Raw genomic sequence first — 24,855 nt, forward strand, 5'->3', positions numbered from 1 at the left:
AACAATTAAATGTTTATTTATCAACTTTACATCCAAGTAGTTCAATTTATAAAAAAGATAAAGGGGTGTTTTGACTTTGAAGAAATGAGCCTTTGCATTTGTTTCTTTATAAAAAAAGAGCCACCAGAAAACTGATGACTCCATTATATAAAATACGTGAGATCACGCTTTAAGTTTATATATTAACTAACGACACCCTTGACTGTTAAAGTCGACGACTAAGCTTGCACCAGTGCTATTACCAGCTACTTTTAGGTAGCCCCAATATTCACTCTGGCCTGAAATATAAATACACTCTCCATTTCCGCTATTATTTGACTCAGCCACTTCGTTGTTACCATTTGGCCAACCACTTGCAGCGTAGCTTAGACTTAAATCACCACTACCATTAGCGGTGGTGATCGCAATACCATTTTGGCCTTGAACATCTGCAATGCTAAACCACATAGGATCGCTATTACCTAGACAAATTACTTCGCCATCATTTAAGCGGCCACTGCTTCGGCTGCCTTGACTAGCACACACATCTGGCACGTTAGAAGTCACTTGGGTAAATGATGCTGTTAACTGAACGTTATCAAATGCATTATAACCTCTAACCATCACATGGTATCGGCCTACTTGTGCAGGGTTTATAGCACACGACTCTTCGTTACCACCAATGTAAGGGCGACAATCATATATAGCTTCACTCGGTGCTGCTTCAAAACTTACATATAAATCCGCATCACCTGTACCACCAGTTAAATTAAACATAAGGTCGCTGGCGCCTGAAGGAACATCAAAAGTGAAATATAAAAATTCATCTTGAGCGCCACTGATGTTAATTGGCTGGCTATTCAATAGCACACCATCATCAACACTACTGTCAGCTTCGATAGTTGCTACTGTAGTGACAGTTTGGCTTGCACCTTCATTATCAACCACAGTTAATGTTATGGTGTATTCTCCTGCACTTGTGTAACTATGAGTAGGATTTGCCAGATTTGAACTGCTACCATCGCCAAAGTTCCATTGATAACTGGCGATACTACCATCGCTATCATTACTACCATTACTCGTGAAGCTAATATTGTTATTTTGCATGCCAGAATATGGGCCATTAATTTGTGCTATTGGTGGGGTATTAGTGCTCGTACCTGCCACTAAGTCATCGCACCACTGTACAAATTCATTCTCATAGTTATTGGCCCACTCTACAGTTTTTGATTTATAGGCACTCCAATTACCAGTGCGGGTATGAGCCAACATGGCATCAAGTTCGTTGTTGTGACGTTCAAACATAAAGCGAACAGCTAAGTAACCCCAGCGATAAATTCGATCTTGATCAAATCCATCATAGGTGGTGTCAAAAATTTGCGCTAGTGTATAGCGCGAGCCATCACTAATAGTGGCTTTTGCAGCATCGTTGTTATTTAAATTAGCAACATACTCTGCAACCCCCTCTGACCACCAGACAATATCTTCTGTGGGTGCGTTAAAGTCACCATATAAGTCGAAACGGCCATCTAAATAGTGAACATACTCGTGCTCTAAGTTCCATACATAGTGCTCTGCATTGGCATAACTTGCTTCATAAGCTATAAAATTAGCTTGGTTGCCAGCTACAGATGGGTCACCTTCTAAATACATACCGCCATTGTTCGTATCTATACCAAAGATAGCACCTGCGTACTTGCTATAATCGTCACTACTGTCAAAAATATTTACTTGTAAAAAGTTATTGTTGTCATCAGCAACAGGGGTGTTATTTGTGGCTAGCTTATTATGAAAAAGCCCTTCTTCAGCGCCCATAGCATCACATGCTGCTGCATGTTGAATAGCCGTCATATTTTGCGAGCGAATTTTTATAGTACTACTACAGCTATAACTTTGTGACAACACTTGTTGAGTTAGTTCATCAACAAAGCCACAAATACCGTAGTCATTACAATCTGTGTAATAACTTACAGAATCAGCTGCTGCAAGCCATACTGCATCACCATAACCAAAACTGTTATAGGTGCTAAAAATAGCTTTCAAACCAGTATCAACACTTGCTTGTATTGGCGTGCCTGAATATTGTTTTAAACGAGCTAGTTCACTGGCAGCGTTAACAATTAAGTATTGTGCATCTGAGTCTATCATCCACTGCTTTTGAGTAAATGCGCTTAGCTTAGCAACTAAGTCAGTATCAGTGCCGATAGCGGTTACAAATGCATCATTCCACTGGCCACGATAAAGTAGCGTGAAAATACCATTAACAGCACTACGCATATTCCATTTTGCAGCATAACTCTCATTGAAGCGCGTTAACCACTGCTTTACCACGTTTAAGTAACGATGCTGCTGCTCAGCACTATCCATAGTTATGATAACTTCAGCAAGTGTTTTACCGTGTCCATCATTATCATCATAAAAGTGGCTATTGTTTACAAATGCATCTATAGCATCAACTACTGCAGGTTGTACCCAAGAACTAAAATTCACGTCACCGTTGTAAAACTCAACATAAAAACCCGCACGCAAATATAAAAACAGCGCTTCTAAATCAACATCTCCACCACCAGCATAAGTCTGTGAGAGTGACTTAGCATGATTTGCAACGGCATACATGTTATCTGAACTATAAACTTGACTCTGAAGAGAGGATGGCGCACTAAAAAGTTCATTAATACAACTAGTACCTTGGCTTTTAAGTTCAGTGATAATTGTACTAGTGCTTGCACTTGCCATCGCAGCTAAATCACAACTGACAACGGCGGCTTGGCTGCGCATCATAAATTGATTAAGTTGTTGCGGCTGCTTTTGCAACTCAGCTATAGGTGCTTTTTCATTATGTTGGTGATCTACACCATGATGATGTGTGCGCTCAACTTCTGCATTTTTTGGTGTAAACAAGCGCTCTTGCAGGTTAGCTGATTGAGCTAAAGAGCTTGCTCCAAGTATAGGTAGCGCCAGAATTAATGTCTTAATTTTCATAATTTACCTTTGATAATTATTGTTTTCTCTATCCAACTCGAAAAGAGAAACACTTTTGTAACATTAAACTATCATTGTATACAATATATTTTATATTTAAATAACAGAGTAAGTAGCTCCTGTTGATGGTTTGACGAAAGAAATAAGGTCTGAAGTTAATCTATATTTCAACTAAGAAAACAAAGTCATTAAATATTTAGGATGAGAAGTATGGCTAGAAAGGACAAAGCTGTAGATATGCGTAAATGTAAATACACCCTAAACTAAAGATAAACTTGTATAATGTAAAAGTAACGAAATTGTCGGCTCTTAAAATTAAAATAGTTTTAAGTTGGCCACACTCAGGTCATCATTTGTTTAGATATTAGTAGACACTATCAATAAAGGAAAGGGACCAAATGGCGCTCTCGGTAGGGATCGAACCTACAACTTAGCCTCCGGAGGGCCACGTGATATCCATTTCACCACGAGAGCACATTTGTTGCCTCCACATCAACTCGCGATATCAATGCTTTAGCATGCGCAATAATAAAGGCATCTTTGTATAAATACCAGCATGATTCGTTTACATGTCTATAATTTGAGCTAACTGCTTAACAAAAGGTAAAAAAAGCGCTATTTATTTATATCCTATAAAAAACAGTAACGCATTAGACACATATTATCTATTATTGTCACTGGACGGAAAGATTAAATACGAGGAAGTAATTATGAAGTTAATGTCAACAGAACAAGTTGCTGATTTTTTAGGAGTTAAAGTCGAGCGAGTTAAACGCCTTGCTCGAGAAAGCCTATTAATCGCTGAATCAGAAGATGATAACGGCGAAATGCAATTTGACGCTGATGAAGTAGCAAAATACAAAGAGCTTGCGGAACGCTTTGGCGGACTTTAACCCTCCATTAAAGCAATAAGCTCATCCAGTTGCGCGCGCAATACAACAACCTGATTGTTTATAGCGCGTTGCTCATACCAACCTATACATAACAGTAAATAAACTAACTGATAGCAATTGAATTTGTGCATAGATAAATAAAATTGTTCTGATAGGGTGTGCGTTTTGTAATTGTTAAGCAGAGCCTGCTTGCCTGAAGCATCTAATTTAAAACTAACCGCTAACGCAGCAAGATCAAAATACACATCATTTGTTTGAGCATACTCAAAATCGATTAAATAAACACCTTGCGGGTTTACCACGATATTTTCTTTGACTAAGTCGTTATGGCAAAAGCCGCTATCTACGGGCATGTTGGCTATGCTTTTTAATGTCTTGTTTATGAGCTTTTCATACTGTTTAAACACTAATAAATGCTGATAGGCTTGCAATTCCAAAGCTATATTCATTGCCTCATTATTAGTTGTATACGCATGAAGCTTAACAAGTTTAGTCAGTAGCGGCATCGCCAAATAAGACTCTGCAACCTCTCCCTCTATATAGTTAAAAGCTGCGCGCTTATTTTGCTTATCGAGCCATATGGGAGCAGAGCAAACTTGTTGTTTACTGAGCTCATACTGAGCATGTAACCCTACTTGTGGCCAATACGATTTATAACACTTTAATAAATAAGCTTGGCTGTCAGTACGGATCAAAAAGTTATCGTTGCTTAGACCGTTAACCAAATACTCTGTTTCGGTTATTGTGCTCGGTACTAAAAACGCGCTACAAATATTAACTAACTGAGAATGCTGATTCATAGATTAAAGGTGCGCCATGGGCTTGGCTTGGCTTTGCTCGTATTCTTCGTACCACGTTTTAAACCCCCATGCTGCCATAACGGTATAAAATACAAATAAAACAAGGGTTGGGTAATAGCCTTTTTCATAGTACAAATACATAGAGGCCGCATCAATGACTATCCAATAGAGCCAATTTTCTAGTACTTTTTTAGCTACCAGATACGTAGTAACCACAGCAAAGCAAGTTGTGAAACTATCAAGATAGGCAAAATCTGCATGCGTATAGTTTTGCATTACATAGCCAATTGCTAATGACACTAATGTAGTGAGTACAATTAAAATAATATGTCGGTTTACCGGCCAGGATGTAATTAGCCGCTGCGCTTGATTAGCCTTGCCTTTGCGCCACACGACCCAACCAAACACCGCCATATACATATAATAAAAGTTTAGTAACGACTCCATTAGCAGCGCGCCATTCCAATACATAATGGTATAAATAAGCGTACTAAAAAAAGCCGCAGGCCAGCACCATAAGTTCTCTTTAATGGCCAGTAATAAATACGCCATCGACAAAGCAACCGCAATATATTCCCAATGCGACATAGCAGTAAAACCACTGAGTATTTGCGTTACAAAATCCATCATTATAAAACGACCGTGTTTGTTAAGAGGTTATTCGGGAGATAAATCGCCCGAAATAAATTTACACACAAATATAGCTTTACCAAATTGCTCATATGAATGTTTAATTTCTGTGCTGATCACTTGCATAACTAGATCATAATCACCAAATATTTGGGTTGACATCGTATTCGTGATCACTTTGAGTTCTTCGTAAGCATTAACTCTGTCGATAAAGCCTTTAATAAAAGGAATGTAATCTTGGTGGAGCGGGTATTTACTGATCTCTACTGATAATTTCATTTCAAACTCACCTTTTTAATTATTTGATTTCAACTAATCATTCAACGCAACTTAAATACAGTGTAAAATTACACTAACACTCAATTTAAATGAGCTCATTATGGCACGCAGAATTACCTACACTTTTAAAAATCAACCGCGCGAAATTAACTTCGCCAAAGATAAATACCACGATATGTATCAGGCTATTGCGGCTGCCGAAGGTATCGATTTAACTAACTACTTAAACATGGTACGCCAAATTGAAATGACCTCTAAAGGGTCATCGGCTGTGCGTAACTTTCGTGATCAAGAATTTGCTCGCATGGGCTTTAGCGATATTTACTTTATAAAAGAGTAACGATACCGATTAAGTGAGCATCACGATCATTCTAGCAATGTAAACTTAATGGGTATTTTTAAAATAAATATTAGCGCTGGTACTCATAACTTACGCGCGGTGTAATATTACACAATAACTCGTAAGATATAGTATCAGCACATTGTGCAATTTCTTCTACCGGTAACTCGGGGCCCCACATCACCACCTCATCGCCTACTTTGATGCTATCAGCATTTTCACCAATATCAACACTGATCATATCCATAGAGATGTTGCCAGCAATACCATAACGTTTGCCAGCAATCACTACAGGGGTACCATGTTTAGCATGACGCGGATAGCCATCACCATAGCCCATAGCAACAACGGCAAGCTTAGTCGGCTGAGCACTTTGCCATCTACCACCATAACCAACACCTTGCGCAGCATCAACATCGCGAATTGCAATAACCTTAGTGGTTAAGCGCATCACCGGCTTAAGCTGATGATCTTTTCCAGAAGTGTTAAGCATTGGTGATACACCATACATCATCAAGCCTGGACGCACCCACTCGCCATGACCGGCAGGCCAAGCAATAATACCGGCCGAATTTGCTAAACAATGTGCTTGTTGTTTGCCTTGCACTAATGAATCAAACAAAGCAATTTGCTCTGCTGTTTTGGGATCATTAACATCATCGGCACTGGAAAAGTGCGTCATTAAATTGATTGCATCTTTAGCGTTATTAGTCGCTTGCAAGCGCTGATAAAAATCATTCAATTGCGTTGGTGCAACCCCTAAACGATGCATACCCGTATTGATTTTTAACCAGCAACTGATTGGTGCATCGAGCTTTGCATTTTCAAGTGCTCTGAGCTGGTTTTCATCATGGATTATGGTTTGAAAGTTATTGGCTAATAAAATCGGCAACTCATCTTGATGGAAAAAACCTTCCAGCAACACAATAGGCTTGGTCAGCCCGCCAGCTCGCAGTGCGAGCGCTTCATCTATTCGTGCCACTGCAAATGCGTCGGCATCATTAAGGTGCTGCGCTATTTTTACTAAACCATGGCCATAAGCATTGGCTTTTAATACCGCCATAACTTTACTATTAGGCGCAAACTGTCGCACTTGCGCTAAATTATGAGCAAGTGCTTGTAAGTTAATTTCGGCAATAGCTAAGCGCATTAGTAATCATCATCTACAGCAGGCCCCGCGTAATTATCAAAGCGAGAGAATTGACCTTGGAAGGTTAGGCGCACTTTACCAATCGGACCGTTACGCTGTTTACCGATGATAATTTCTGCAACACCTTTATCAGTACTGTCTTCGTTGTATACTTCGTCACGATAAATAAACATGATTAAATCGGCATCTTGCTCAATAGAGCCCGACTCACGCAAATCTGAGTTAATTGGGCGTTTATCAGCACGTTGCTCTAGGGTACGGTTAAGCTGCGATAGTGCAACAACCGGACACTGTAATTCTTTTGCTAATGCTTTAAGTGAACGTGAAATTTCGGCAATTTCTAAGGTACGATTATCTGACAAGCTAGGTACGCGCATTAATTGTAGGTAATCGACCATGATCATACTTATCCCACCATGATCGCGGGCAATACGACGTGCACGTGAACGTACATCAGTGGGTGTTAAGCCTGAGGCGTCATCAACATACATTTTGCCTTTTTCCATGAGTAACCCCATGGTTGATGAAAGGCGCGCCCAGTCATCGTCATCTAGCTGACCAGTACGTACTTTGGTTTGGTTAATTCGGCCAAGGGACGCCAGCATCCTCATCATAATTTGTTCAGAGGGCATCTCTAGTGAGTAGATAAGTACAGGCTTGTCTTGGGTCATTGCTGCATGCTCAGCAAGGTTCATCGCAAAGGTAGTTTTACCCATCGATGGACGTGCTGCTACAATAATTAAATCAGAGGGCTGCAGACCAGTCGTCATTTTATCTAAATCAGCATAACCTGTGCTTACACCGGTAACACCATCTTGTGGTGACTGATAAAGCTCTTCTATTTTATCAACGGTTTTTTCAAGTATGTTGTGAATGCTTTGCGGGCCATCACTACTTTTTGTACGTTGCTCAGCAATTTTAAATACTTTGCTCTCAGCAAAGTCGAGTAAATCGTGACTTGTGCGCCCTTCTGGGTTAAAGCCTGCCTCAGCAATTTCATTGGCAACACCAATCATTTCACGCACAACTGCACGCTCGCGTACAATGCTAGCGTAAGCATCAATATTAGCAGCACTTGGGGTGTTTTTAGCTATTTCGGCTAAATACGCAAAGCCGCCAATCCCTGAAAGCTGATTATTTTTTTCTAAACTTTCAGAAATAGTAATTAAATCAATCGGATCACCAATTTCAGCCAGTGCTGTCATTGCCTCAAAAATAAGCTTATGGGTACGGGTATAAAAGTCCTGTGACACAACAAGTTCAGCTACGCGATCAAATGCTTGATTATCAAGCATTAAACCACCTAAAACAGATTGTTCAGCTTCTATTGAATGGGGAGGAACTTTAAGAGTGTCGACTTGCTTATCTGGTTTGGCCATAACTTCACAGTACTAAAATTGAATGGCTCTATTCTATCGACTTGGCAGGGCTGTGCAAATAGCAAAGCAGGAAATCTTTCCTGCTTTTTGTAACTTAAAATAAAATGGATGATTATTGGCGCTTAAGTCCAATCGTCCCACTTATGGTATTCATTTCTACACTGGCATCGGTGCCATTAGCATTAAACTTAATTCCACTAGCTGGGCCATACTTGGCTTTTTGCACTTGGTCGCTCGTTAGCTGGTTGTCAATTTTACCGCCGGCATGGGCTTGCACTTCAAATTGTGCCGATAAATCAGCTGGAAAGTAAAACTCAGCATTGCCACTTACAGATTCAAAACTTACATCAGCATCACTTAAAAGGCGATTAATACGCACTTCAACTTCGCCATTTACAGTGCTTATTTGTAACTCTTTGATTGCATCGAAGGTAAGATTGATATCACCGTTTACGTTTTCTAAGCGAATATCATTAGCAGTCGAGTTTGATTTTATATTCCCATTAACCGCATTAAAACGAACTTCTCCGTTAGATTGCTGGTCATCAATTGCGCCATTTACAGTTTCAAATTGCACTTTACCACTGAGGTTTTTTGCGTTGATGTCCCCGTTAACACTAGTAAGCTTAATATCGCCGTTAAGATCATTTACTGTAATGGCGCCATTGACTACATCAATTTCAGTGCCTCTTTTTAACTCTTTTGCAGTTACCGAAGCGTTAACCCCAACATACTCCAGCGCACTGCTTTGAGGCATGAAAATAGTTAGCGTTGAGCCATTATTGTTATTATCCCAATTTGAAAGATCAGGCATTTTTACAATAAACTGAGTTTTATTACCCTGTGCTTTAAGAGTGTAGCCTTGTGCTTTATCGTCAAGCTCGCCGCTCACTTTAAATTGATTTTTCTCCCAGCCCATAATATTTACATTGCCGCGCTGATTTTCTATATGAATAACGCCACCGTTTGGTACTTCAATTTGTTGTTCTATTTTTTCACCAGCAAATACAGCCATTGGTAATAAAGCTATTCCAAGTATTATTGCTTTCATTTATTTCTCCTAGATTTGTTGCCAACGCGGTGCATGCACCTTGTTAATTAAGTCGAGTTGTTGTTGATATACTTGCGCTAACATAGACAGTAGCGCCTTATTTTGTGGTTCATTTTCAAGTGTTTGCTTTATAGCCTGCTCAGCATCTTCAAGTTCTTTTAGCTGCACTTGCCAGTTATCTGTTAATGCCGCTTGGCTTTGGTATTGAACAAGTAAACTTTGTTTTTGCTTAGTAAAAAAATCACTCATCGCCACAGCGGTATTTGTCTCTGGAGATGTAAAAAACACCATAGTGCTAACCAAAGCAGCCACACAACATGCCGCAATAGCAGTTAGCTTCGGCCAAACTACACTCTTAACTGTACTTGCCTGCTTATTAGTCATTATGGCGCGCTCAATCCCATCCCAGAGCTCTTTATCGGGTGTTATATTTTTATTTAATTGTGTTAGCGACTCATTTAAGTAGTCATCAAAATTTGTTTTACTCATTTTCGTACCACTGTTTTAATAATTGCCTTGCACGATGATATTGCGCCTTACTAGAGCCTACAGCCATGCCTAGCAAGGTTGCTATTTCTTCATGCCTATAACCTTCAACGGCATACAGTACAAATACCATTCTTGCACGCTCAGGCAGCCTAACGATTAATTTATCTAAGCCATTTAAGCCATTGCAGTCATTTGCAGATTGCTCATCCATACCGCTTTGTTCAAAGCTAATAACTTTATTAAGCCAATGCTTTTGCTTACGCACATAGCTAATAGCAATATTACTGGTGACACTGTAAAGCCAGGTAGAAAATTGCGAACGCCCATCAAATTGCGCTATTTTGTGCCATACCTGTACAAATACTTCTTGAGTTGCATCTTGCGCATGCCCCTCATCGGCTATTAGTCTCAGGCATAAGCCATAAACTTTTGCTTTATGCATGTCATAGAGCGCTTTATAGGCTAACTGGTCGCCGTTTTTAACTTGATCAATAAGCATTTGCTGCACTTGATCAGTTATTGGCTGATTAGCGTCCATTAACATCGCAAATTTTTCCTGTTTATAATTATGTAATTGCAATTTAACTTATTAGACGCGAGGAGAAATAGAAAGGTTTAAATGAAATAAATTTTTTTGAAAATAAAGGTTTAACTTAGAAAAGTGTTTGATTTAATCCACAGCAAACAATTTATTGTTTTGAATTACAAATTTTAGATACAAAAAAACCGTGCAAAGCACGGTTTTTTTTAACTTAATTTTAAAAATTAAGCTTCAGCAATAACGATTACTTTAATAGTAGCTGTTACGTCTGAGTGTACTGCGATTGCAACGTCAAATTCGCCAGTCTCACGGATAGTACCTAGAGGTAAACGAACTTCTGATTTAGCAACTTCAACACCAACAGCTGAGATAGCGTCAGCGATGTCACGAGTACCGATTGAACCGAATAATTTACCTTCGTCACCAGCTTTAGATACTAATGTAACTTCTGCTAATGCTTCAAGTTTGTCAGCGCGTGCTTGTGCTGCAGTTAACTGTTCAGCGATTTTTGCTTCTAGTTCTGCGCGACGTGCGTCAAACGTTTCAATGTTTGCTTTAGTTGCAGGAACTGCCTTACCTTGTGGGAAAAGGAAGTTACGTGCGAAGCCAGATTTAACAACAACCTGGTCACCTAGGCCACCTAGGTTAGCGATCTTATCTAGTAGAATAACTTGCATGTTTCTACACCTTTTAAAAACGTGTTAATCCGCTGCTTACTTATGTAAGTCAGTGTATGGAAGAAGGGCTAAGTAGCGAGCACGCTTAATAGCAGTTGCTAGCTGGCGCTGGTATTTAGCGCTAGTACCTGTGATACGGCTAGGTACGATTTTGCCACTTTCTGTAACATAGTTTCTAAGAGTAGCTAGATCTTTGTAATCGATTTGTTGTACGCCTTCCGCTTTAAAGCGGCAGAACTTACGACGTCTGAAATAACGTGCCATGAGATTAATTCCTCAAATAATTCTTTCTATATGCTGAGCATGCAAAACCAATTGGCTAAGGCCGTTACGACCTTCGTGGCGATTTAAAAAACCACTCACTTGCAATGCCTGCCCAACGTGCAAATGTTGAGTCTGTTGTTGCATTTGCTTACCACTGGCAACCACCTGAAGCCTCACATAACTATTACGGTTAAGATCTGCTTCAACTTGCATTGATTTATGTTCTACAACAAAAATACAATGCGGTATACCCGCGGGACTTTGGCTAAACTTGGGTGTTTTACAAACAACCCCCGATATAACCAGCTGATTCGTATATGGGCTAACCATTATAGTAACTGCTGACTACGTGCCATGCTAGGACTCAAAACAATTAAGCAGCTGGTGCTTCTTTCTTCTCTTCTCTTACAAGAGGAGACGCTTCAGTTACAGCGTTTTTAGTACGCATAACTAAGTTACGAAGCACTGCATCGTTGTAGCGGAAAGTAGTTTCTAGCTCGCTGATTACTTCAGTTGGTGCTTCAACGTTCATAAGAACATAATGAGCTTTATGAAGCTTGTTGATTGGGTAAGCCAGTTGACGACGGCCCCAGTCTTCAAGACGGTGGATAGTACCACCTGCTTCAGTGATAGAACCAGTATAACGTTCGATCATACCAGCAACTTGCTCACTCTGATCAGGGTGAACCATGAATACGATTTCGTAATGACGCATGGATATTCCTTACGGTTAATAGAGCCTTCTACCGTTTCGGCCGGTCGGTTTAAGGCAAGGAATTAATAGTTTAAAAGCCGAAATGAGCGCGCATTTTACGCCTAGTAGGATAATTAAGCAAGCAGGTTTTTAAGCTTTGATAGATAAGCGTTAAAGACTTCGGGCTTCGGGCTTCGGGCTTCGGGCTTCGGGCTTCGGGCTTCGGGCTTCGGGAAGACATTATTAGATTCTCCCTTTATATCAATAAGTAAAATAAAGATAAGTGTTTAATATTTACTAGGTAGGCGTGAGCTTGCTCGCTTGAAAAGCGAAGCTTTTAATTACTTAAGCCCTACATTTTCCCCTAAAATATAAACATTTACTCAAATCTAAAGCCGTGCAATTATTAGACAACACATTATTTAATAAGGATATTTATGAAGCTCTTACTATCATTTGTGTTAATAGTTACTTTTAGTACACCTTTTTAAGCTATGCAGACACCGCTACAACCGACATAACCGTGGGTAAAAAGTCATTCTACAATCAAAAATACTTAACGAAGACAGACCTATCAGAATATTCATACCTGACAATGTAAAAGATGATCAGCCGCTCTATGTTATTTATTTACTTGATGGTGTTGAGCACTTTCATACGGCATCTGGCGTTATAAAATCCCTCATTGATTACGAGCAGGTACCTAATGCAATGCTTGTTGCTGTTGATACAACCAACCGCGTTCGTGATTACTTACTTAAAGTACAAGGTGAGCCTAAAACGGAGTTTCAAACCTTTGTTAAAAATAAGTGGCCTGACGCAGGGCAAACCGATAATTTTTTAAAGTTTGCGTCTGATGAACTCATGCCCTATATAAATAGCAACTACCCAACTAATGGTTACAGCACCTTAATTGGTCATTCTAATGCTGGCACATTAGCGATTTATACTTTAGTTAATCAACCGGCACTATTTAACAACTACATAGCTATAAGCCCAAATAGTTGCTGGAGTGATGAAGAGTTAAAAAGTAATATTATTAAATACACTAAAAACCCTAAAGGCGGTCAAGCGTTATTTATTAGTGTTGCAAGTGAAGGCGCACGCTTTTATACCGGCATATTAAATACTTTAGTAAATTTAGAGCAACAAATGCCCACGCAGCTAAAATGGAAATATAAGCATTATCCCACTTTTACTCATATGGGCACCATACTTCCAGCACTAGCGATAGCCTAATTCACTTATTTAGCGACCTAATATTTAAAGTGACTGACGAGCACGGAAAATTTGCAGATGCATCATTGATTACCGGTTACTACCAAGCACTTAGTGATAAGTACAGATTTGAGCTTAAAATTCCACACGATGTGTACGTAGAATTTGCCCACAGCTAGCAAGAGTTTGGTAACACTAAAAAAGCTACTTAAACACTTTACTAACAATTACCCTAATGCTGCTTACTCTCACATGCGATTATCGCAAGGCTACACTGCTAATAAATAGTTCAAAGAGGCATTCACTAGTATGAAACACGCACTAGAACTTGCTAAACAGAACTCGCGTGACCCGCTGTTAATCGATGCACTGCAAGATATGGTGAATGAATCACAAGAAAATTTGTAGCTCATTAATTTAAAAGCATTACGAGCTTTGCTCGTCGCGTCAGCAAGCTGTACGAATACACTAAAAAAAGCATTAGCCTATAAAAAAACCGATGCTTAAACTAAACATCGGTTTTTCTTTGGCTGAAAGCTGACAGCTAAAAACTGACCGCTTGTCTTTATCACTTCCCTATCGCTTCTTTAGCGAATAGGTGTTTGATTGGGCCCAAGTTATCAACGAGTGAAAGCCCTACTCCACGAATCAGCTTTTTAACAGGGTTTGCACCTTCAAATAGCTCTTTTAGCCCTTGCATCATGGCAATGTGTTTTTGTGCATCGAGTTTACGGGTGCGCTCGTAATCACGCAGTGTGCGCGTACTTGCAAATTCTTTGGTGTCTTGACTTAGTAGCTCGATTAAATAAGCCGCATCTTTTAGACCTAGGTTCATACCCAGCCCTGCCAATGGGTGAATGGTATGCGCTGCATCGCCCATTAGCACCACGTTGCCATTTACCCATTGCTGGGCATAACGCATTTTAAGTGGGAACGCGACGCGCTTACTTTGCACTTCACATAAACCGCATTGGCCATCTATTGCAGCCATAACTGCTTTATTAAAAGTGGTGTCGTCCATTGCTAACAATTCATCACAATGATTCGGGCTGGTAGACCACACAATTGAATGAGTATGCTCATCGCTCAATGGCAAGAACGCTAGCGGCCCTGTAGGTAAAAACACTTGGCGTGCGGTATTTTTGTGTGACTCTTTGGTTTTAACTGTCGCTACTAACGCATGGTGATCGTAATCTTTAAAGCTCAGCGCCATATTAAACTGTTTACGAATCGCTGAATTTGCACCATCAGCCGCCACCAGCAACTTAGCAATAATAGGCTCACCAGTTTTTAAATTAATAAATACATCAGACTCGCTTTGGTGTATTTGCTGATACTCGGTATTAAACATGAGTGTGGCATTACTTTGCTGCTCAAGCTCTTTTATTAGTGCAAAGCGAATAATGTCGTTTTCAACTATGTGCCCTAAATGGTCAAGCTCAAGTTGCTCGTTATTAAAGGCTATTTTTCCAAAGCTATCGGCATCACGTACATCCATGTGCGTATAAGCACAAGCACGCTCAGCTATTATGTGTGGCCATACATTTAACTGCTCGAGCAAGGTTTGGCTGGCAATACTCAATGCGCTTACACGTAAACCATAGTCATCGCTCGGTGGAGCTTGAGTTGGCGCTGCATCTAACACAACCACACTGACATTCGCTTTAGCAAGCCCTAGCGCCAGCGTTAAACCTATGCAGCCACCACCCACTATACAAACCTGTACTTGTTTCATAAACGTGTACCTTGTTTAACTTGTCCCATTAACTGTTTAGCCAATGGGGCTTTGAATGCGGGGAATAAATCCATCGAAAACAGCCCAATACTGCGACCCAATGCTAACACCCGTGATGAATTTGAAAAAAGTCGAACCAAGGCATCGGTCAATGTCATTACCGTTTTTATATCATCACTGCGCTTAACTGAATATTGACGGGTAAAGGCATAACTCCCTAAATCATGTTCACTGTTTGCTATTAAGTCACTAAGCACTTGTACGTCGCGCAGCCCTAAATTAAAGCCTTGACCTGCAATTGGGTGAATGGCGTGTGCCGCGTTACCTATTACCACAGTACGGTGCGCTGTTAACGATTCGACTTGCCCATAAACCAGTGGATAACTGGCGCGCATCCCTACTTTTATAAACCGCCCAGCACGATAACCAAAGGTGATTTGCAGTACGCTTAAAAAGTCTGACTCACTTAATGTCATATGCTGCTCAATATGCTCTTGGCGCATACACCATACTAACGAATAGCGGTTATTACTCATGGGTAATAAAGCCATAGGGCCATTTTGGGTAAAACGCTCAAACGCATGATGGTTATGTCCACCAGCCACTTCTATATTGGCAATAATCGCGCCTTGTTCATAAGGCTGGGTATTAAAACCTAGGCCTAGCAAGTGACGTGTTGGCGATTGTGCACCGTCGGCAATCACTAACAGCTTAGCGCTTAGTTTTTCACTACTTTGTAATGTCAGTTCATTACTATCGGCGTTTTGTTTTATCGCCGTTACGCTATCAGGGCAAAAAAGCGATATATTTGATTGCGTTAAACGCTGATGCAGCGCTCTACCAAATGGATTTACCTCAACCACATAACCTAATGAGGGTTTAGTAAACTCATCACTGTGTATATGGGTTTTACCAAAATGTCCTTTGTCTGATACACTGACTTTTTTTATGGCTGCCGCATAGGGAGCGTTTATTTCAAATAAATTGAGGCTTTGTAAATACTCCACCGACTGCTGTGCAAGCGCTATGCTTCTGTCGTCAAAACTTGGGTGATAATCTGTGGTTACTTGGTTTGCTTCAACCACGGCAATATGTAGGCTGGGATTTTTTTTACTTATGCTCAGTGCGCAACTTGCGCCCACTAAACCACCGCCAATAACTACAACATCAAACTGCTTAGTCACTTTTATCTCCAAGCTTATACGTTTTTAGCGCTTTGCATTAACGCTTCTATTTCGCTAATTTTTTTAGGCACGGTAATCGTTAAGTTTTCGTGACCTGACTCAGTTACTAATAAGTTATCTTCAATACGAATACCTATGCCTTGGTATTTTTTGGGTGCGTTTGAATCTTTACTAATATAAAGCCCAGGTTCAATGGTCAGTACCATACCAGGCTCAAATGCACGCTCTTCATTATTTACTCGGTAATCGCCTACATCGTGAACATCGAGTCCTAACCAGTGGCCAAGACCATGCATATAATATTCTTTACATGCCCCTTGCGCCATTAGCTCATCAAAGTCGCCGGTTAAAATACCTAAATCAAGTAAACCTTGGGTTAGCACTTGCATAGCTAATTTATTAGCCTGCGATAAGTAGCCACCGGGCTTTACTTCGTTAAATGCCACTTCTTGCGCTTTAAGCACAATATTATAAAGCGCAGCTTGCTCGGTGCTAAATTTACCATTAACGGGGAAAGTACGAGTAATGTCAGCCGCATAACCTTGTAGCTCACAACCTGAATCAATCAGCACTAGGTCACCATTGCTTAATACATCGCTATTTTGGGTGTAGTGCAAAATATTAGCATTATCGCCACTCCCCACAATGGTGCCATAAGCTGGATATGGCGCACCGTTCATTGCATAGTGATGATGAAGCTCTGCCTCTAATTGAAACTCGGTTGCGCCAACGTGGGAAAAGCGCATAGCACGCATGTGTGCTCGAGCACTTATTTCGCAGCCTTCACGCATAATGTTAATTTCGCTCGGCGATTTAAATAGGCGCATTTCATGTAATAACGGACGAATATCTTTAATTGTACTCGGTGCTGTATCGCCTTTTTTGGGAGCACTGCGCAAAGTATTGAGCATTGAAAATACTTTGCCGTCAAAGGTAGGATACGTCCCTTGTGCATAAAATAAAATCTGTTGGCCGTTCACCAAACTCAATAATTGTTCGTTTAGTTCACTTAATGCATAAGTTTTGTCGAATAAGTATTCGCTCTGCGCTTTTTCAAAACCAATGCGCCTGCCGTGCCATACCTCTGCAAGTTTATCTTTATCTAAACAAAACAATATAGAAGGCGTATCACTGTCTTTGCATAACACCAATACCGCATCGGGTTCGTTAAAACCAGTTAAGTAAAAAAAGTCACTGTCTTGTCTAAACGGGTAGTGAGTATCTCGACTACGTGTGAACTCGGTTGAAGCAGGAATTATCGCAATACTGTTGCTATCCATTGCCGCCAATAAACGCTCGCGGCGCGCTTTAAACTCTGACTTTTGTATTTCAACCATTAATAACTAACCCATTACTTTTGTTGTATTGCTAAATTAATGCAGTGTTTTTTTGTTGCTTTGTGGGTTTTGCTCTTTGCCAAGTTCAGCAAAACACAGTAACGCCGATACGCGTACGTACTCAATCACTTCATGCAGTGCTTGGTTATCTTCTTCGGTTTCTTCAAAGGTTGTATCAAGGCGCGTAATTTCGCTAAAGTCGCTAATCACTTCTTTTACATCTGCCGACAGCTTGCCGTAGTCTTTTTGCTTTAAGCCAAAGCCCAGCATAAACCCAGCTACCCATGATACGAGCCCATTGGCTTGATCGATGAGTGTTTCGTCATCACTCGGTAAAAACAAATCAAATTGAAACTCTTCATGGTTAAAGCTTTCAACAACTTGTTGATAAACTTTACCAAAAAACTGTTTTAAATCGTTGCTAAACGAATCGCCATCATTAAATACGTCGCTCAGTAAGCCTAAGTATTCTTTATCGTCAATGCTTAGCCCACAAGCAAGTAAGCCGCTAATAACGCCATGCGCTTCAGCAGGTGATACAAATATTTCATTTTTCTCTAAAAGAAGTTGGGCTTTTTCGTAATCTGGTAAGTTATTCATAATGACGTCTTCGCTTTGCTAATTAAAGCAATGCTACCACTCGATAAAAAGCAACTCCAATGAATTCTATGACTGAGGTCAAAAGCAAGCGATTGAAAAGCTGATTAAGTTCAAAAAGCAATCTTAAAAGTAAATACAAGATTAAATTTGCAGGAAAACTGAGCGAACGGTTTAATTTTTTGCGTTTGGGGTTTAAGGATTGGAATATGTCTTATATACTGAATTTGTTCCCTGGGGTGCAGGAGCTTGGTTAAGTCCCTGAGCCGATAAATTTTATACCAGGATTTTTGTTCGTCTACTATTGTGCAAGCTCGGCATGTACCGAGAAGCCTACGGTAAACCGCAGATTTCCGCCCTGAAACCTCAAGGTTTCAGGACTGACACCGGGCACCGCATTCTCGGGGAACACCTCCAATAACTTAAATCCCTCAGCAACTACTTTTATACCCTTGTTTTATTAATCATCTAGTTATTATAAAAAAACACCGAACTGAATTTTTACAGTCCGATGCTTTACTTACTAGTACCTGAAACTTAGTGTCTGAGAACTCTACTTATCTATGTAGTCTGCACTTACTTAAACCAACCTTGAAAGCGCTCCATCAGCATATAGTTAACCGGAACGAGTAATAAAGTTATAAAGGTCGCAAATATAATCCCAAAACCTAGGCTTACTGCCATAGGAATTAAAAACTGAGCCTGAGTTGCCTTTTCAAACAGCAGCGGCATTAAGCCTATAAAAGTGGTTAAACTAGTTAGCATGACCGGGCGAAAACGCGCTACGCCGGCGGTTTTAACCGCTTCCATTAAATCGAGCCCTTCACTGCGCTTTTTATTAATAAAATCAACCAATACTAACGAGTCGTTCACCACGACCCCAATTAACGCGAGCATTCCCAGCAAACTCATAATGGTAAGCTCCATAGCCATGATCCAATGGCCAATTACTGCGCCAATCATGCCAAAAGGAATAATGCTCATCACCACCAGTGGTTGTAAGTACGATTTAAAGGGAATTGCGAGCAACCCATAAATTACAAAAAATACAAATACCATTCCCCACAGTAACGAACCAAACGATTCGCGCTGCTCTTTGGCTTCACCTTCTAATGAATGGCTTACACCTGGGTATTGTTGCACCAGTTCATCTAAGTAGGTTTTTAAATCAGCTTGAAGCACGGTCATATTGGTATCGGTTTTTTCTACATCCGCCGACACATTAAGTGTACGGTAACGATCAATACGGGTAATGGTTGATGGGCTTTGACCAGGTACTAAAGTGGCCACGTGTGACAGCGGCACTCGCCCACCATTAGGCGTTTGTATTAATATATCTTTTAAATCAGCAACTGAGCGCCTTTCATCTATAGGTAAGCGCACCATAACGCGCACATCATCACGCCCGCGTTGAATGCGCTGTACTTGTACACCAAAAAACGAGTTACGCACTTGTCTTGATACATCAACTCTATTTAATCCAAGTGCAAGCCCTTGCTCTGTTAGCTCTATTTGTAGCTCTTCTTTACCATCAGACATGCTATCGGCAATATCAAACACGCTTGGATAAGTGGCCAATCGTTGTTTAATTTGCTCAGCCACTGTTTGCAGTGTGGTTATGGAATTACCCGATAATTGAATATCAATTGGGTTTGAGCTTCTACCTATTTCTGCTCTAAATGTGAGACTTTCAGCCCCTGGGATCACCCCTATTAATTGCCGCCACTCTTTTACCAACTCACGCGAACCAATATCAGACTCTCGTTGTTCTGCTGGGGTGATTTCAAAGCGCACACTACCCGAATTAGCCGCACCGCCTCGCCCGCCAGTGCTGGCTAAAATATTAAGGATAATACTTTGCCCTGTTTCTTCATCTTGATACTTACGCTGAAGCTCTCTGGCTTTATCTGACATATCAATAATGTATTTATTCGTGACTTCAAACGGTGTTCCCGCAGGAAAAGTTAAATTAACCCGAACTGTTTCACTGGGAATACGTGGGAAGAAAATAAACTTAGTCCAACCACTGGTGAGCATGGTTAAAATAATTAAAAACACGCCCATAAATAAACTGACTGTGGCCAGTTTGTTGCGTAGCGCTAGCCCTAATACGGGTTGGTAATATTTTAAAATGGCATGCTCAAAACCATCTGCAAAACGTTGTTGGAGTTGCTCTAATTTAGAACCTTTGCCTTTTTGCTGGCGCAGTTTGATATATTTTAAATGCGCTGGCAGCACAAATTTAGATTCAATCAATGAAAACAATAATACCGGGATAACCACCACCGGAATTTGCGCAAAAATAGCGCCTCGTGCGCCTTCTATAAAACCTAACGGTAAAAAAGCGGCCACGGTGGTTAACACGCCAAATGTAACTGGCGTGGCTACTTCTTGAGTTCCTTTTATAGCAGCCTCTTCGCCCGATTTGGCAGTTTTTAAATGGGTATACACGTTTTCACCGGTAACAATGGCATCGTCCACCACAATCCCTAGCACCAATATAAAACCAAATAAGCTGATCACATTTATGGTCACGCCAAAGGCGGCCATTGCCATAAACGCGCCCATAAATGAAACTGGAATACCAATAAATACCCAAAACGCGATGGCAGGTCTTAAAAATAATGTCAGTAACCCCAGTACCAAAATCCCCCCCTGTAAAGCATTGCTAGTTAGGGTAGCAATACGGCTTTTTACTACCTCAGAGTCATCATCCCAATAGCTTAAATAAAACCCTTGCGGTAAATTAGCTTGCTCACTGGTAATATAGTTTTTAACTGCATCGGCCACTTCTATCGCACTTTGCGGACCAATGCGGTACACATCAATAAATGCGGCTTGTTTGCCATTAAAGCGGGTGCGCACGGGGGTTTCTTCAAAATCATCGTTAATGGTTGCAATATCACTTAAGCGAATAATAGTGCCATCGGCTTGATTTTTTATCACAATGCTTGCAAATTCATCTTTGCGGTAAGCTTGCCCTTTAGAGCGAATAAGTACATCGCCGCCCTCTGTTTTAAGGTTTCCTGCTGAAATATCAGAACTTGAATTGGCAATGGCACTGGATATTTGCGCCAAGGTTAAATCGTATTGGCGCAGCGTATCTTGGCTTACTTCGATTGCCAGCTCATAATTACGTACGCCACTAAGTTCAACTTGGGTAATCGCCGGAATACGCAGCAATTCATCACGGACTTGCTCTGCATATTCTAGGGTTTCTTTTTCGTTGTAGTCACTTGAAACAGTGACTGCTATTACTTCACGCTTACGCTGGATTAACCCTATTACTGGTTTTTCTGCATCGGCTGGAAAGGTATTAATGGCATCGACACGGCTCTTTATATCCGCTAACAATTCACGCTCGTCGTAGCCAGTGTCAACCTCAACGCTCACTTGTGATGACCCCTCAGAAGAGCGGCTCGATATTTGTTTAATACCTTCGAGATCTTGTAATGCTTCTTCTATTCGTATGGTGACCCCTTTTTCAGCATCTTCTGGGGTTGAACCACGTAAACTCACACTAATATTTATACGATCAGAAACAAACGAGGGAAACACCTCTAACGGTAACTTAGAAGACAGGCTGAATAGGCCGCCCAACACAATACTAATTAGCAGTAAGTTGGCAGCCACATGATTACGTGTAAACCAAGCGATCATGGCTGCTCTCCTGGTTTTTGTGCTTTAAGAGTCGCATCCATTATCTGCACTGGCGTACCTGAACTCACTTGACCCAGTGGCGTCAGCACTAATTGACTACCCGCTTCAAGACCTTTACTCACAATGCCTTGCAGCGCATTTTGCCACGCTAAAGCAATATTTTTACGCTGTAGTGTGCCATTTTCAACCACATAAACATAACTGCCTTGATATATCGCACTATTGGGAATAACGAGTACCTGAGAGGCGACTTTGCCATTAATTTTAGCTTTAACGTATTGCCCTATTTTTACTGGGTATTGATTATCACTGGTTGATTTATAAGGGTCATTAATTTTAGCCACCACATACAATTGCTGAGCACTTTCATCTATTGCGCCCTCAGTACGAATAAGTTGGCCTTGCCATTGTTGCTCGCCAATTAAATCTGAAGTGAAATTAACCGCTGAGCCACGCTGATTTTTAGCACCATCTCGATATTGCTCAGGTAAATTAATAAAAGGCAGATCTTTATTCTTTATCGGTAAGCGTATTTCAACACTGTCGGTTGCATAAATTGTCGCCAACTGCATATTGTTAGATACCACCTGACCTAAGTCAACGCTGCGGTTTAATACTCGCCCAGCATAAGGGGCTTTAATTTTAGTACGTTCAAGATTTAGTTGCGCTTTTTCCAATTGTGCTTGTGCTGACAAAACCTGTGCTTGCGCTGCAGCTAGCTGTGGCTTTCTAAGTACTAAAATACTCGGTTCAGACTCATTGCCTAAACGTTGCCAATCAGTAAGCGCTTGTCGGCCTCGCGCTTGCTCTTCTAATAAGTTTTGCTCGGCATTGAGCAAATTAGCTTGTGCTGATTTAACTTCTGCTTTTAAATCGCGATCATCTAACTGAAGTAACACATCGCCTTTTTCAAAAAAGCCGCCTTCGCGGAACTGCTCATTTATATCAATAATCAGCCCAGAAACCTGAGCCACCAACATACTTTGAGTTCGTGGTTTAACCGTACCAAAGCTATCAATTTCAACGGGGTAGTCAATTAACTGCAATGGTTTTACCGCTACATTAATTTTTGCTTTTGGCGGTGCTGAAAAACGTGATGCTTTAGGCGGGTTTCCTTTAATAAACATCACCGAAAAAATGGTCGCTATAATAATAGCAGCGGGAACAATTATTTTTTGTTTGTTGAGTTTCATAGTGCTTGCTCATCCTGTGCGGATCTTGATTTTGCAAAGTCGCCCCCAAGAGCAACATGTAATTTAATGCGATTTGTGAGTAATTGGTTTTTAATTTCAATCAGTGAACTTTGTGCATCAAACGAGCGTGCTTGTGCATCTAATACGGTGGTGTAGCTCACTAAACCACTTTGATATTGTTCAAACGATAATTGCTCTGCTGCTAAGGCATTTTCTTGTGCCTGCAAGGTGCTTTGGTAGCGTGCCTTTAAAGATTGTTGTTGGGTAATAGCATTTTCAACATCACCAAATGCATCATATAAAGATTGCAGATAGGCTTGCTCTTGCTTTTGCGTTTGTAAACTGGCTATTTCCTCGTTCGCAGCGAGTCGCCCAGCGTCAAAAATAGGCGCTGAAATGCTACCAATAAGTGACCACGCAAGACTTGAAGCAGAAAATAAGTCGCTTACCCTGTTAGTGCTATCGCTTAAACCTGCCGCTAAATTTAAACTCGGAAAACGCTGTTTATGCGCATACGCAAGCGAAGCGTCGCTGGCTAATAACTGATACCAACTAGCACGCAACGCAGGTTTGCGAGTAATAAGCTCCGACGGTAAACCAAGGGGTATGTCGTCATTAATTACAGGTAGGTCGTTATTCGCTGCTATCAATCCTTTTGGATACTCCCCCAATAAACGCTCAAGGCTACGTGCAGCTTGAGTCAAATTTGCTTTTTGGGTTGCTATGCGAGAGCGTTCATTGTTTAACTCATTGCGAGCTAAATAAACATCTAACGCTTCATTTAAACCTTGGCGATAACCCGACTCAATAATCTCGAGGTTTTGCTGGGCGTTAGCTTCTCTGCGCTTAAACAAATCAAGTAATTGCTCTGCACTGATTAAGTTAAACCAATTTGTTATAACATCTGCAATAAGCTGTTGTTTAGTTTGCTCATAGCGAGCTTGCTGAGCAAGGTAGTTGAGGTTGTCTCTACGCTTTGCATCCGAGAGTTTACCCCATAAATCAATTTCATAACCTAACTCTAACGATACAGAGCTTGAGTTATTATAACTAACCGGACGATTATCTTTGCTTCGCCCTACTCGCGTTGAAATATCTAAACTGGGCCATAAAGCGGCACCGGTGACAATTAATTGCTGTTTTTGTATTTCTACATCAAAACGGTTTTGCAATAGTTGCTGATTGTTTTTTAGCGCTTGAGTAACTAGCTGCTTTACTGTTGGTGAAGCAAGTTTATTAAACCATGTGTCGTTGACAGCAACTACTGATTCAACAGCTGTTTGTTGCCACTGATCTGGGAGTGTATTCGGTGCTTGCTCACGTAGTTGCGGGTTTAAGTTACTCGTACAACCACTCAGCAGCATAATACTTATTGCCAATAAAGATGGCTTATATTGCCACATCATGTTTAAACCTGATTAATGCTATTTATGAATGTTATTCAAGCACTTTAGCAAACGTTGCTCAATTGACTTTACATAACATTACATACTTTGCGATGAAATTATAAGTGCCGTAGATACGCCAATCATTAACATATTGATCACAAATCAATAAACAACCTAATTTTTAGCCAAAAAAGCTGAATAAAGTTCTCAAAGAGGTACGAAAAGGACAGAGGGACTTACTGTTTATGACGTGCTGGAAAAATAGAGCAGGATAGAAAAAACTTAGAAACAAAAAAGCCCCGCATATGCGAGGCTTTGTATAAATGGTGCCTCGACCCGGAATCGAACCAGGGACACGAGGATTTTCAATCCTCTGCTCTACCAACTGAGCTATC

22 protein-coding genes, 2 tRNA genes, 1 other RNA gene and 1 pseudogene are annotated in these 24,855 nt (G+C 40.7%); 4 read left to right on the forward strand and 22 right to left on the reverse strand.

The window, feature by feature from the left end:
• Window positions 1-186: 186 nt before the first annotated feature.
• Entirely contained in the window at window positions 187-2,961 is a 2,775-nt protein-coding gene (locus tag MTN96_RS22335; RefSeq protein ID WP_248532790.1) for a collagenase, read from the reverse strand.
• Window positions 2,962-3,360: 399 nt separating this feature from the next.
• Window positions 3,361-3,435, reverse strand: a tRNA-Arg gene (locus MTN96_RS22340).
• Window positions 3,436-3,671: 236 nt separating this feature from the next.
• Between MTN96_RS22340 and MTN96_RS22345 the strand changes: the two genes are divergently transcribed.
• A complete protein-coding gene (locus MTN96_RS22345; RefSeq protein WP_248532791.1) occupies window positions 3,672-3,854 on the forward strand; it encodes a helix-turn-helix domain-containing protein in 183 nt (60 codons plus the stop codon).
• Here the strand turns inward: MTN96_RS22345 and MTN96_RS22350 are convergent.
• Genes MTN96_RS22350 through MTN96_RS22360 form a run of 3 tightly spaced genes read right to left on the reverse strand, consistent with a single transcriptional unit; the run spans window position 3,851 to window position 5,563 of the window.
• Window positions 3,851-4,654, reverse strand: a complete 804-nt coding sequence (locus tag MTN96_RS22350; RefSeq protein ID WP_248532792.1) for a phosphotransferase family protein — start codon at window positions 4,652-4,654, stop codon at window positions 3,851-3,853. The genes MTN96_RS22345 and MTN96_RS22350 overlap by 4 nt on opposite strands.
• Before the next feature lie 3 nt (window positions 4,655-4,657).
• Window positions 4,658-5,281 carry a nicotinamide riboside transporter PnuC gene (gene pnuC / locus MTN96_RS22355; protein ID WP_248532800.1) on the reverse strand — a complete coding sequence of 208 codons (624 nt, stop codon included), beginning with the start codon at window positions 5,279-5,281 and terminating at the stop codon, window positions 4,658-4,660.
• 30 nt (window positions 5,282-5,311) lie between these two features.
• Window positions 5,312-5,563, reverse strand: coding sequence for a hypothetical protein (locus MTN96_RS22360; RefSeq protein WP_008110382.1), 252 nt, complete (start codon window positions 5,561-5,563; stop codon window positions 5,312-5,314).
• Between the two features lie 100 nt (window positions 5,564-5,663).
• Here MTN96_RS22360 and MTN96_RS22365 point away from each other — a divergent pair, with 100 nt between their 5' ends.
• A complete protein-coding gene (locus MTN96_RS22365; protein WP_004588463.1) occupies window positions 5,664-5,903 on the forward strand; it encodes a DUF2960 domain-containing protein in 240 nt (79 codons plus the stop codon).
• A gap of 70 nt (window positions 5,904-5,973) precedes the next feature.
• Here the strand turns inward: MTN96_RS22365 and alr are convergent, their stop codons facing one another.
• From alr to rpsF, 9 genes are all read right to left on the reverse strand, one after another.
• The gene (gene alr, locus MTN96_RS22370) at window positions 5,974-7,053 is read right to left on the reverse strand and encodes an alanine racemase (RefSeq protein WP_036980054.1); all 1,080 of its coding nucleotides are present in this window, start codon (window positions 7,051-7,053) and stop codon (window positions 5,974-5,976) included.
• Window positions 7,053-8,432, reverse strand: a complete 1,380-nt coding sequence (dnaB, locus tag MTN96_RS22375) for a replicative DNA helicase (RefSeq protein WP_016900130.1) — start codon at window positions 8,430-8,432, stop codon at window positions 7,053-7,055. The genes alr and dnaB overlap by 1 nt, the downstream gene beginning before the upstream one ends.
• Before the next feature lie 112 nt (window positions 8,433-8,544).
• Window positions 8,545-9,483: a DUF4097 family beta strand repeat-containing protein gene (locus tag MTN96_RS22380; protein WP_248532793.1), complete on the reverse strand. Its 939-nt coding sequence runs from the start codon at window positions 9,481-9,483 to the stop codon at window positions 8,545-8,547.
• A gap of 9 nt (window positions 9,484-9,492) precedes the next feature.
• Window positions 9,493-9,972: a hypothetical protein gene (locus MTN96_RS22385; protein WP_036980058.1), complete on the reverse strand. Its 480-nt coding sequence runs from the start codon at window positions 9,970-9,972 to the stop codon at window positions 9,493-9,495.
• Window positions 9,965-10,516, reverse strand: coding sequence for an RNA polymerase sigma factor (locus MTN96_RS22390; protein WP_016900127.1), 552 nt, complete (start codon window positions 10,514-10,516; stop codon window positions 9,965-9,967). The genes MTN96_RS22385 and MTN96_RS22390 overlap by 8 nt, the downstream gene beginning before the upstream one ends.
• A 221-nt stretch (window positions 10,517-10,737) precedes the next feature.
• Complete coding sequence (gene rplI, locus MTN96_RS22395; protein ID WP_008110407.1) at window positions 10,738-11,190, reverse strand: 50S ribosomal protein L9; 453 nt, start codon at window positions 11,188-11,190, stop codon at window positions 10,738-10,740.
• Window positions 11,191-11,226: 36 nt separating this feature from the next.
• Complete coding sequence (rpsR, locus tag MTN96_RS22400) at window positions 11,227-11,454, reverse strand: 30S ribosomal protein S18 (RefSeq protein WP_002962753.1); 228 nt, start codon at window positions 11,452-11,454, stop codon at window positions 11,227-11,229.
• Window positions 11,455-11,466: 12 nt separating this feature from the next.
• The gene (gene priB / locus MTN96_RS22405; RefSeq protein WP_008466122.1) at window positions 11,467-11,784 is read right to left on the reverse strand and encodes a primosomal replication protein N; all 318 of its coding nucleotides are present in this window, start codon (window positions 11,782-11,784) and stop codon (window positions 11,467-11,469) included.
• 43 nt (window positions 11,785-11,827) lie between these two features.
• Window positions 11,828-12,169: a 30S ribosomal protein S6 gene (gene rpsF, locus MTN96_RS22410; protein WP_036980061.1), complete on the reverse strand. Its 342-nt coding sequence runs from the start codon at window positions 12,167-12,169 to the stop codon at window positions 11,828-11,830.
• Between the two features lie 416 nt (window positions 12,170-12,585).
• Between rpsF and MTN96_RS37165 the strand changes: the two are divergent.
• Window positions 12,586-13,774: pseudogene (locus MTN96_RS37165) on the forward strand (alpha/beta hydrolase).
• A 160-nt stretch (window positions 13,775-13,934) separates the two neighbouring features.
• Here MTN96_RS37165 and MTN96_RS22420 read toward each other — a convergent pair.
• The 4 genes from MTN96_RS22420 to MTN96_RS22435 are packed head-to-tail and all read right to left on the reverse strand — an operon-like array spanning window position 13,935 to window position 18,222.
• Window positions 13,935-15,101 (reverse strand): FAD-dependent monooxygenase, encoded by a 1,167-nt coding sequence (locus MTN96_RS22420; protein ID WP_248532794.1) that lies wholly within the window; start codon window positions 15,099-15,101, stop codon window positions 13,935-13,937.
• Window positions 15,098-16,285, reverse strand: coding sequence for a 2-octaprenyl-6-methoxyphenyl hydroxylase (gene ubiH, locus MTN96_RS22425; protein WP_248532795.1), 1,188 nt, complete (start codon window positions 16,283-16,285; stop codon window positions 15,098-15,100). Before ubiH ends, MTN96_RS22420 begins: the two co-directional genes overlap by 4 nt.
• Before the next feature lie 14 nt (window positions 16,286-16,299).
• Window positions 16,300-17,622: a Xaa-Pro aminopeptidase gene (gene pepP, locus MTN96_RS22430; protein ID WP_248532796.1), complete on the reverse strand. Its 1,323-nt coding sequence runs from the start codon at window positions 17,620-17,622 to the stop codon at window positions 16,300-16,302.
• 36 nt (window positions 17,623-17,658) lie between these two features.
• Window positions 17,659-18,222, reverse strand: coding sequence for a UPF0149 family protein (locus MTN96_RS22435; protein WP_214552754.1), 564 nt, complete (start codon window positions 18,220-18,222; stop codon window positions 17,659-17,661).
• Between the two features lie 225 nt (window positions 18,223-18,447).
• Here MTN96_RS22435 and ssrS point away from each other — a divergent pair.
• Window positions 18,448-18,631, forward strand: a non-coding RNA gene (gene ssrS, locus MTN96_RS22440) — 6S RNA.
• A gap of 164 nt (window positions 18,632-18,795) precedes the next feature.
• On the opposite strand, the gene MTN96_RS22445 is transcribed toward ssrS, so the two are convergent.
• From MTN96_RS22445 to MTN96_RS22460, 4 genes are all read right to left on the reverse strand, one after another.
• Complete coding sequence (locus MTN96_RS22445) at window positions 18,796-21,879, reverse strand: efflux RND transporter permease subunit (protein ID WP_214552755.1); 3,084 nt, start codon at window positions 21,877-21,879, stop codon at window positions 18,796-18,798.
• Complete coding sequence (locus MTN96_RS22450; RefSeq protein ID WP_138627660.1) at window positions 21,876-23,072, reverse strand: efflux RND transporter periplasmic adaptor subunit; 1,197 nt, start codon at window positions 23,070-23,072, stop codon at window positions 21,876-21,878. The genes MTN96_RS22445 and MTN96_RS22450 overlap by 4 nt, the downstream gene beginning before the upstream one ends.
• Window positions 23,069-24,478: a TolC family protein gene (locus MTN96_RS22455; protein WP_248532797.1), complete on the reverse strand. Its 1,410-nt coding sequence runs from the start codon at window positions 24,476-24,478 to the stop codon at window positions 23,069-23,071. Before MTN96_RS22455 ends, MTN96_RS22450 begins: the two co-directional genes overlap by 4 nt.
• A gap of 306 nt (window positions 24,479-24,784) precedes the next feature.
• Window positions 24,785-24,854: transfer RNA gene (locus MTN96_RS22460), tRNA-Phe, on the reverse strand.
• Window position 24,855 lies beyond the last annotated feature (1 nt).

This window comes from Pseudoalteromonas sp. 2CM28B (genome assembly GCF_023161935.1).

Bases quoted from the DNA above. Each gene is read 5' to 3' on its own strand.
- pnuC (WP_248532800.1), bottom strand. From the start codon at position 5,281: ATGGATTTTGTAACGCAAATACTCAGTGGTTTTACTGCTATGTCGCAT.
- MTN96_RS22420 (WP_248532794.1), bottom strand. From the start codon at position 15,101: ATGAAACAAGTACAGGTTTGTATAGTGGGTGGTGGCTGCATAGGTTTA.
- MTN96_RS22365 (WP_004588463.1), top strand. From the start codon at position 5,664: ATGGCACGCAGAATTACCTACACTTTTAAAAATCAACCGCGCGAAATT.
- MTN96_RS22335 (WP_248532790.1), bottom strand. From the start codon at position 2,961: ATGAAAATTAAGACATTAATTCTGGCGCTACCTATACTTGGAGCAAGC.
- MTN96_RS22450 (WP_138627660.1), bottom strand. From the start codon at position 23,072: ATGAAACTCAACAAACAAAAAATAATTGTTCCCGCTGCTATTATTATA.
- MTN96_RS22455 (WP_248532797.1), bottom strand. From the start codon at position 24,478: ATGATGTGGCAATATAAGCCATCTTTATTGGCAATAAGTATTATGCTG.
- MTN96_RS22445 (WP_214552755.1), bottom strand. From the start codon at position 21,879: ATGATCGCTTGGTTTACACGTAATCATGTGGCTGCCAACTTACTGCTA.
- MTN96_RS22380 (WP_248532793.1), bottom strand. From the start codon at position 9,483: ATGAAAGCAATAATACTTGGAATAGCTTTATTACCAATGGCTGTATTT.
- MTN96_RS22345 (WP_248532791.1), top strand. From the start codon at position 3,672: ATGAAGTTAATGTCAACAGAACAAGTTGCTGATTTTTTAGGAGTTAAA.
- MTN96_RS22435 (WP_214552754.1), bottom strand. From the start codon at position 18,222: ATGAATAACTTACCAGATTACGAAAAAGCCCAACTTCTTTTAGAGAAA.
- rpsR (WP_002962753.1), bottom strand. From the start codon at position 11,454: ATGGCACGTTATTTCAGACGTCGTAAGTTCTGCCGCTTTAAAGCGGAA.
- rpsF (WP_036980061.1), bottom strand. From the start codon at position 12,169: ATGCGTCATTACGAAATCGTATTCATGGTTCACCCTGATCAGAGTGAG.
- MTN96_RS22385 (WP_036980058.1), bottom strand. From the start codon at position 9,972: ATGAGTAAAACAAATTTTGATGACTACTTAAATGAGTCGCTAACACAA.
- pepP (WP_248532796.1), bottom strand. From the start codon at position 17,622: ATGGTTGAAATACAAAAGTCAGAGTTTAAAGCGCGCCGCGAGCGTTTA.
- dnaB (WP_016900130.1), bottom strand. From the start codon at position 8,432: ATGGCCAAACCAGATAAGCAAGTCGACACTCTTAAAGTTCCTCCCCAT.
- rplI (WP_008110407.1), bottom strand. From the start codon at position 11,190: ATGCAAGTTATTCTACTAGATAAGATCGCTAACCTAGGTGGCCTAGGT.
- MTN96_RS22390 (WP_016900127.1), bottom strand. From the start codon at position 10,516: ATGTTAATGGACGCTAATCAGCCAATAACTGATCAAGTGCAGCAAATG.
- MTN96_RS22350 (WP_248532792.1), bottom strand. From the start codon at position 4,654: ATGAATCAGCATTCTCAGTTAGTTAATATTTGTAGCGCGTTTTTAGTA.
- priB (WP_008466122.1), bottom strand. From the start codon at position 11,784: ATGGTTAGCCCATATACGAATCAGCTGGTTATATCGGGGGTTGTTTGT.
- MTN96_RS22360 (WP_008110382.1), bottom strand. From the start codon at position 5,563: ATGAAATTATCAGTAGAGATCAGTAAATACCCGCTCCACCAAGATTAC.
- alr (WP_036980054.1), bottom strand. From the start codon at position 7,053: ATGCGCTTAGCTATTGCCGAAATTAACTTACAAGCACTTGCTCATAAT.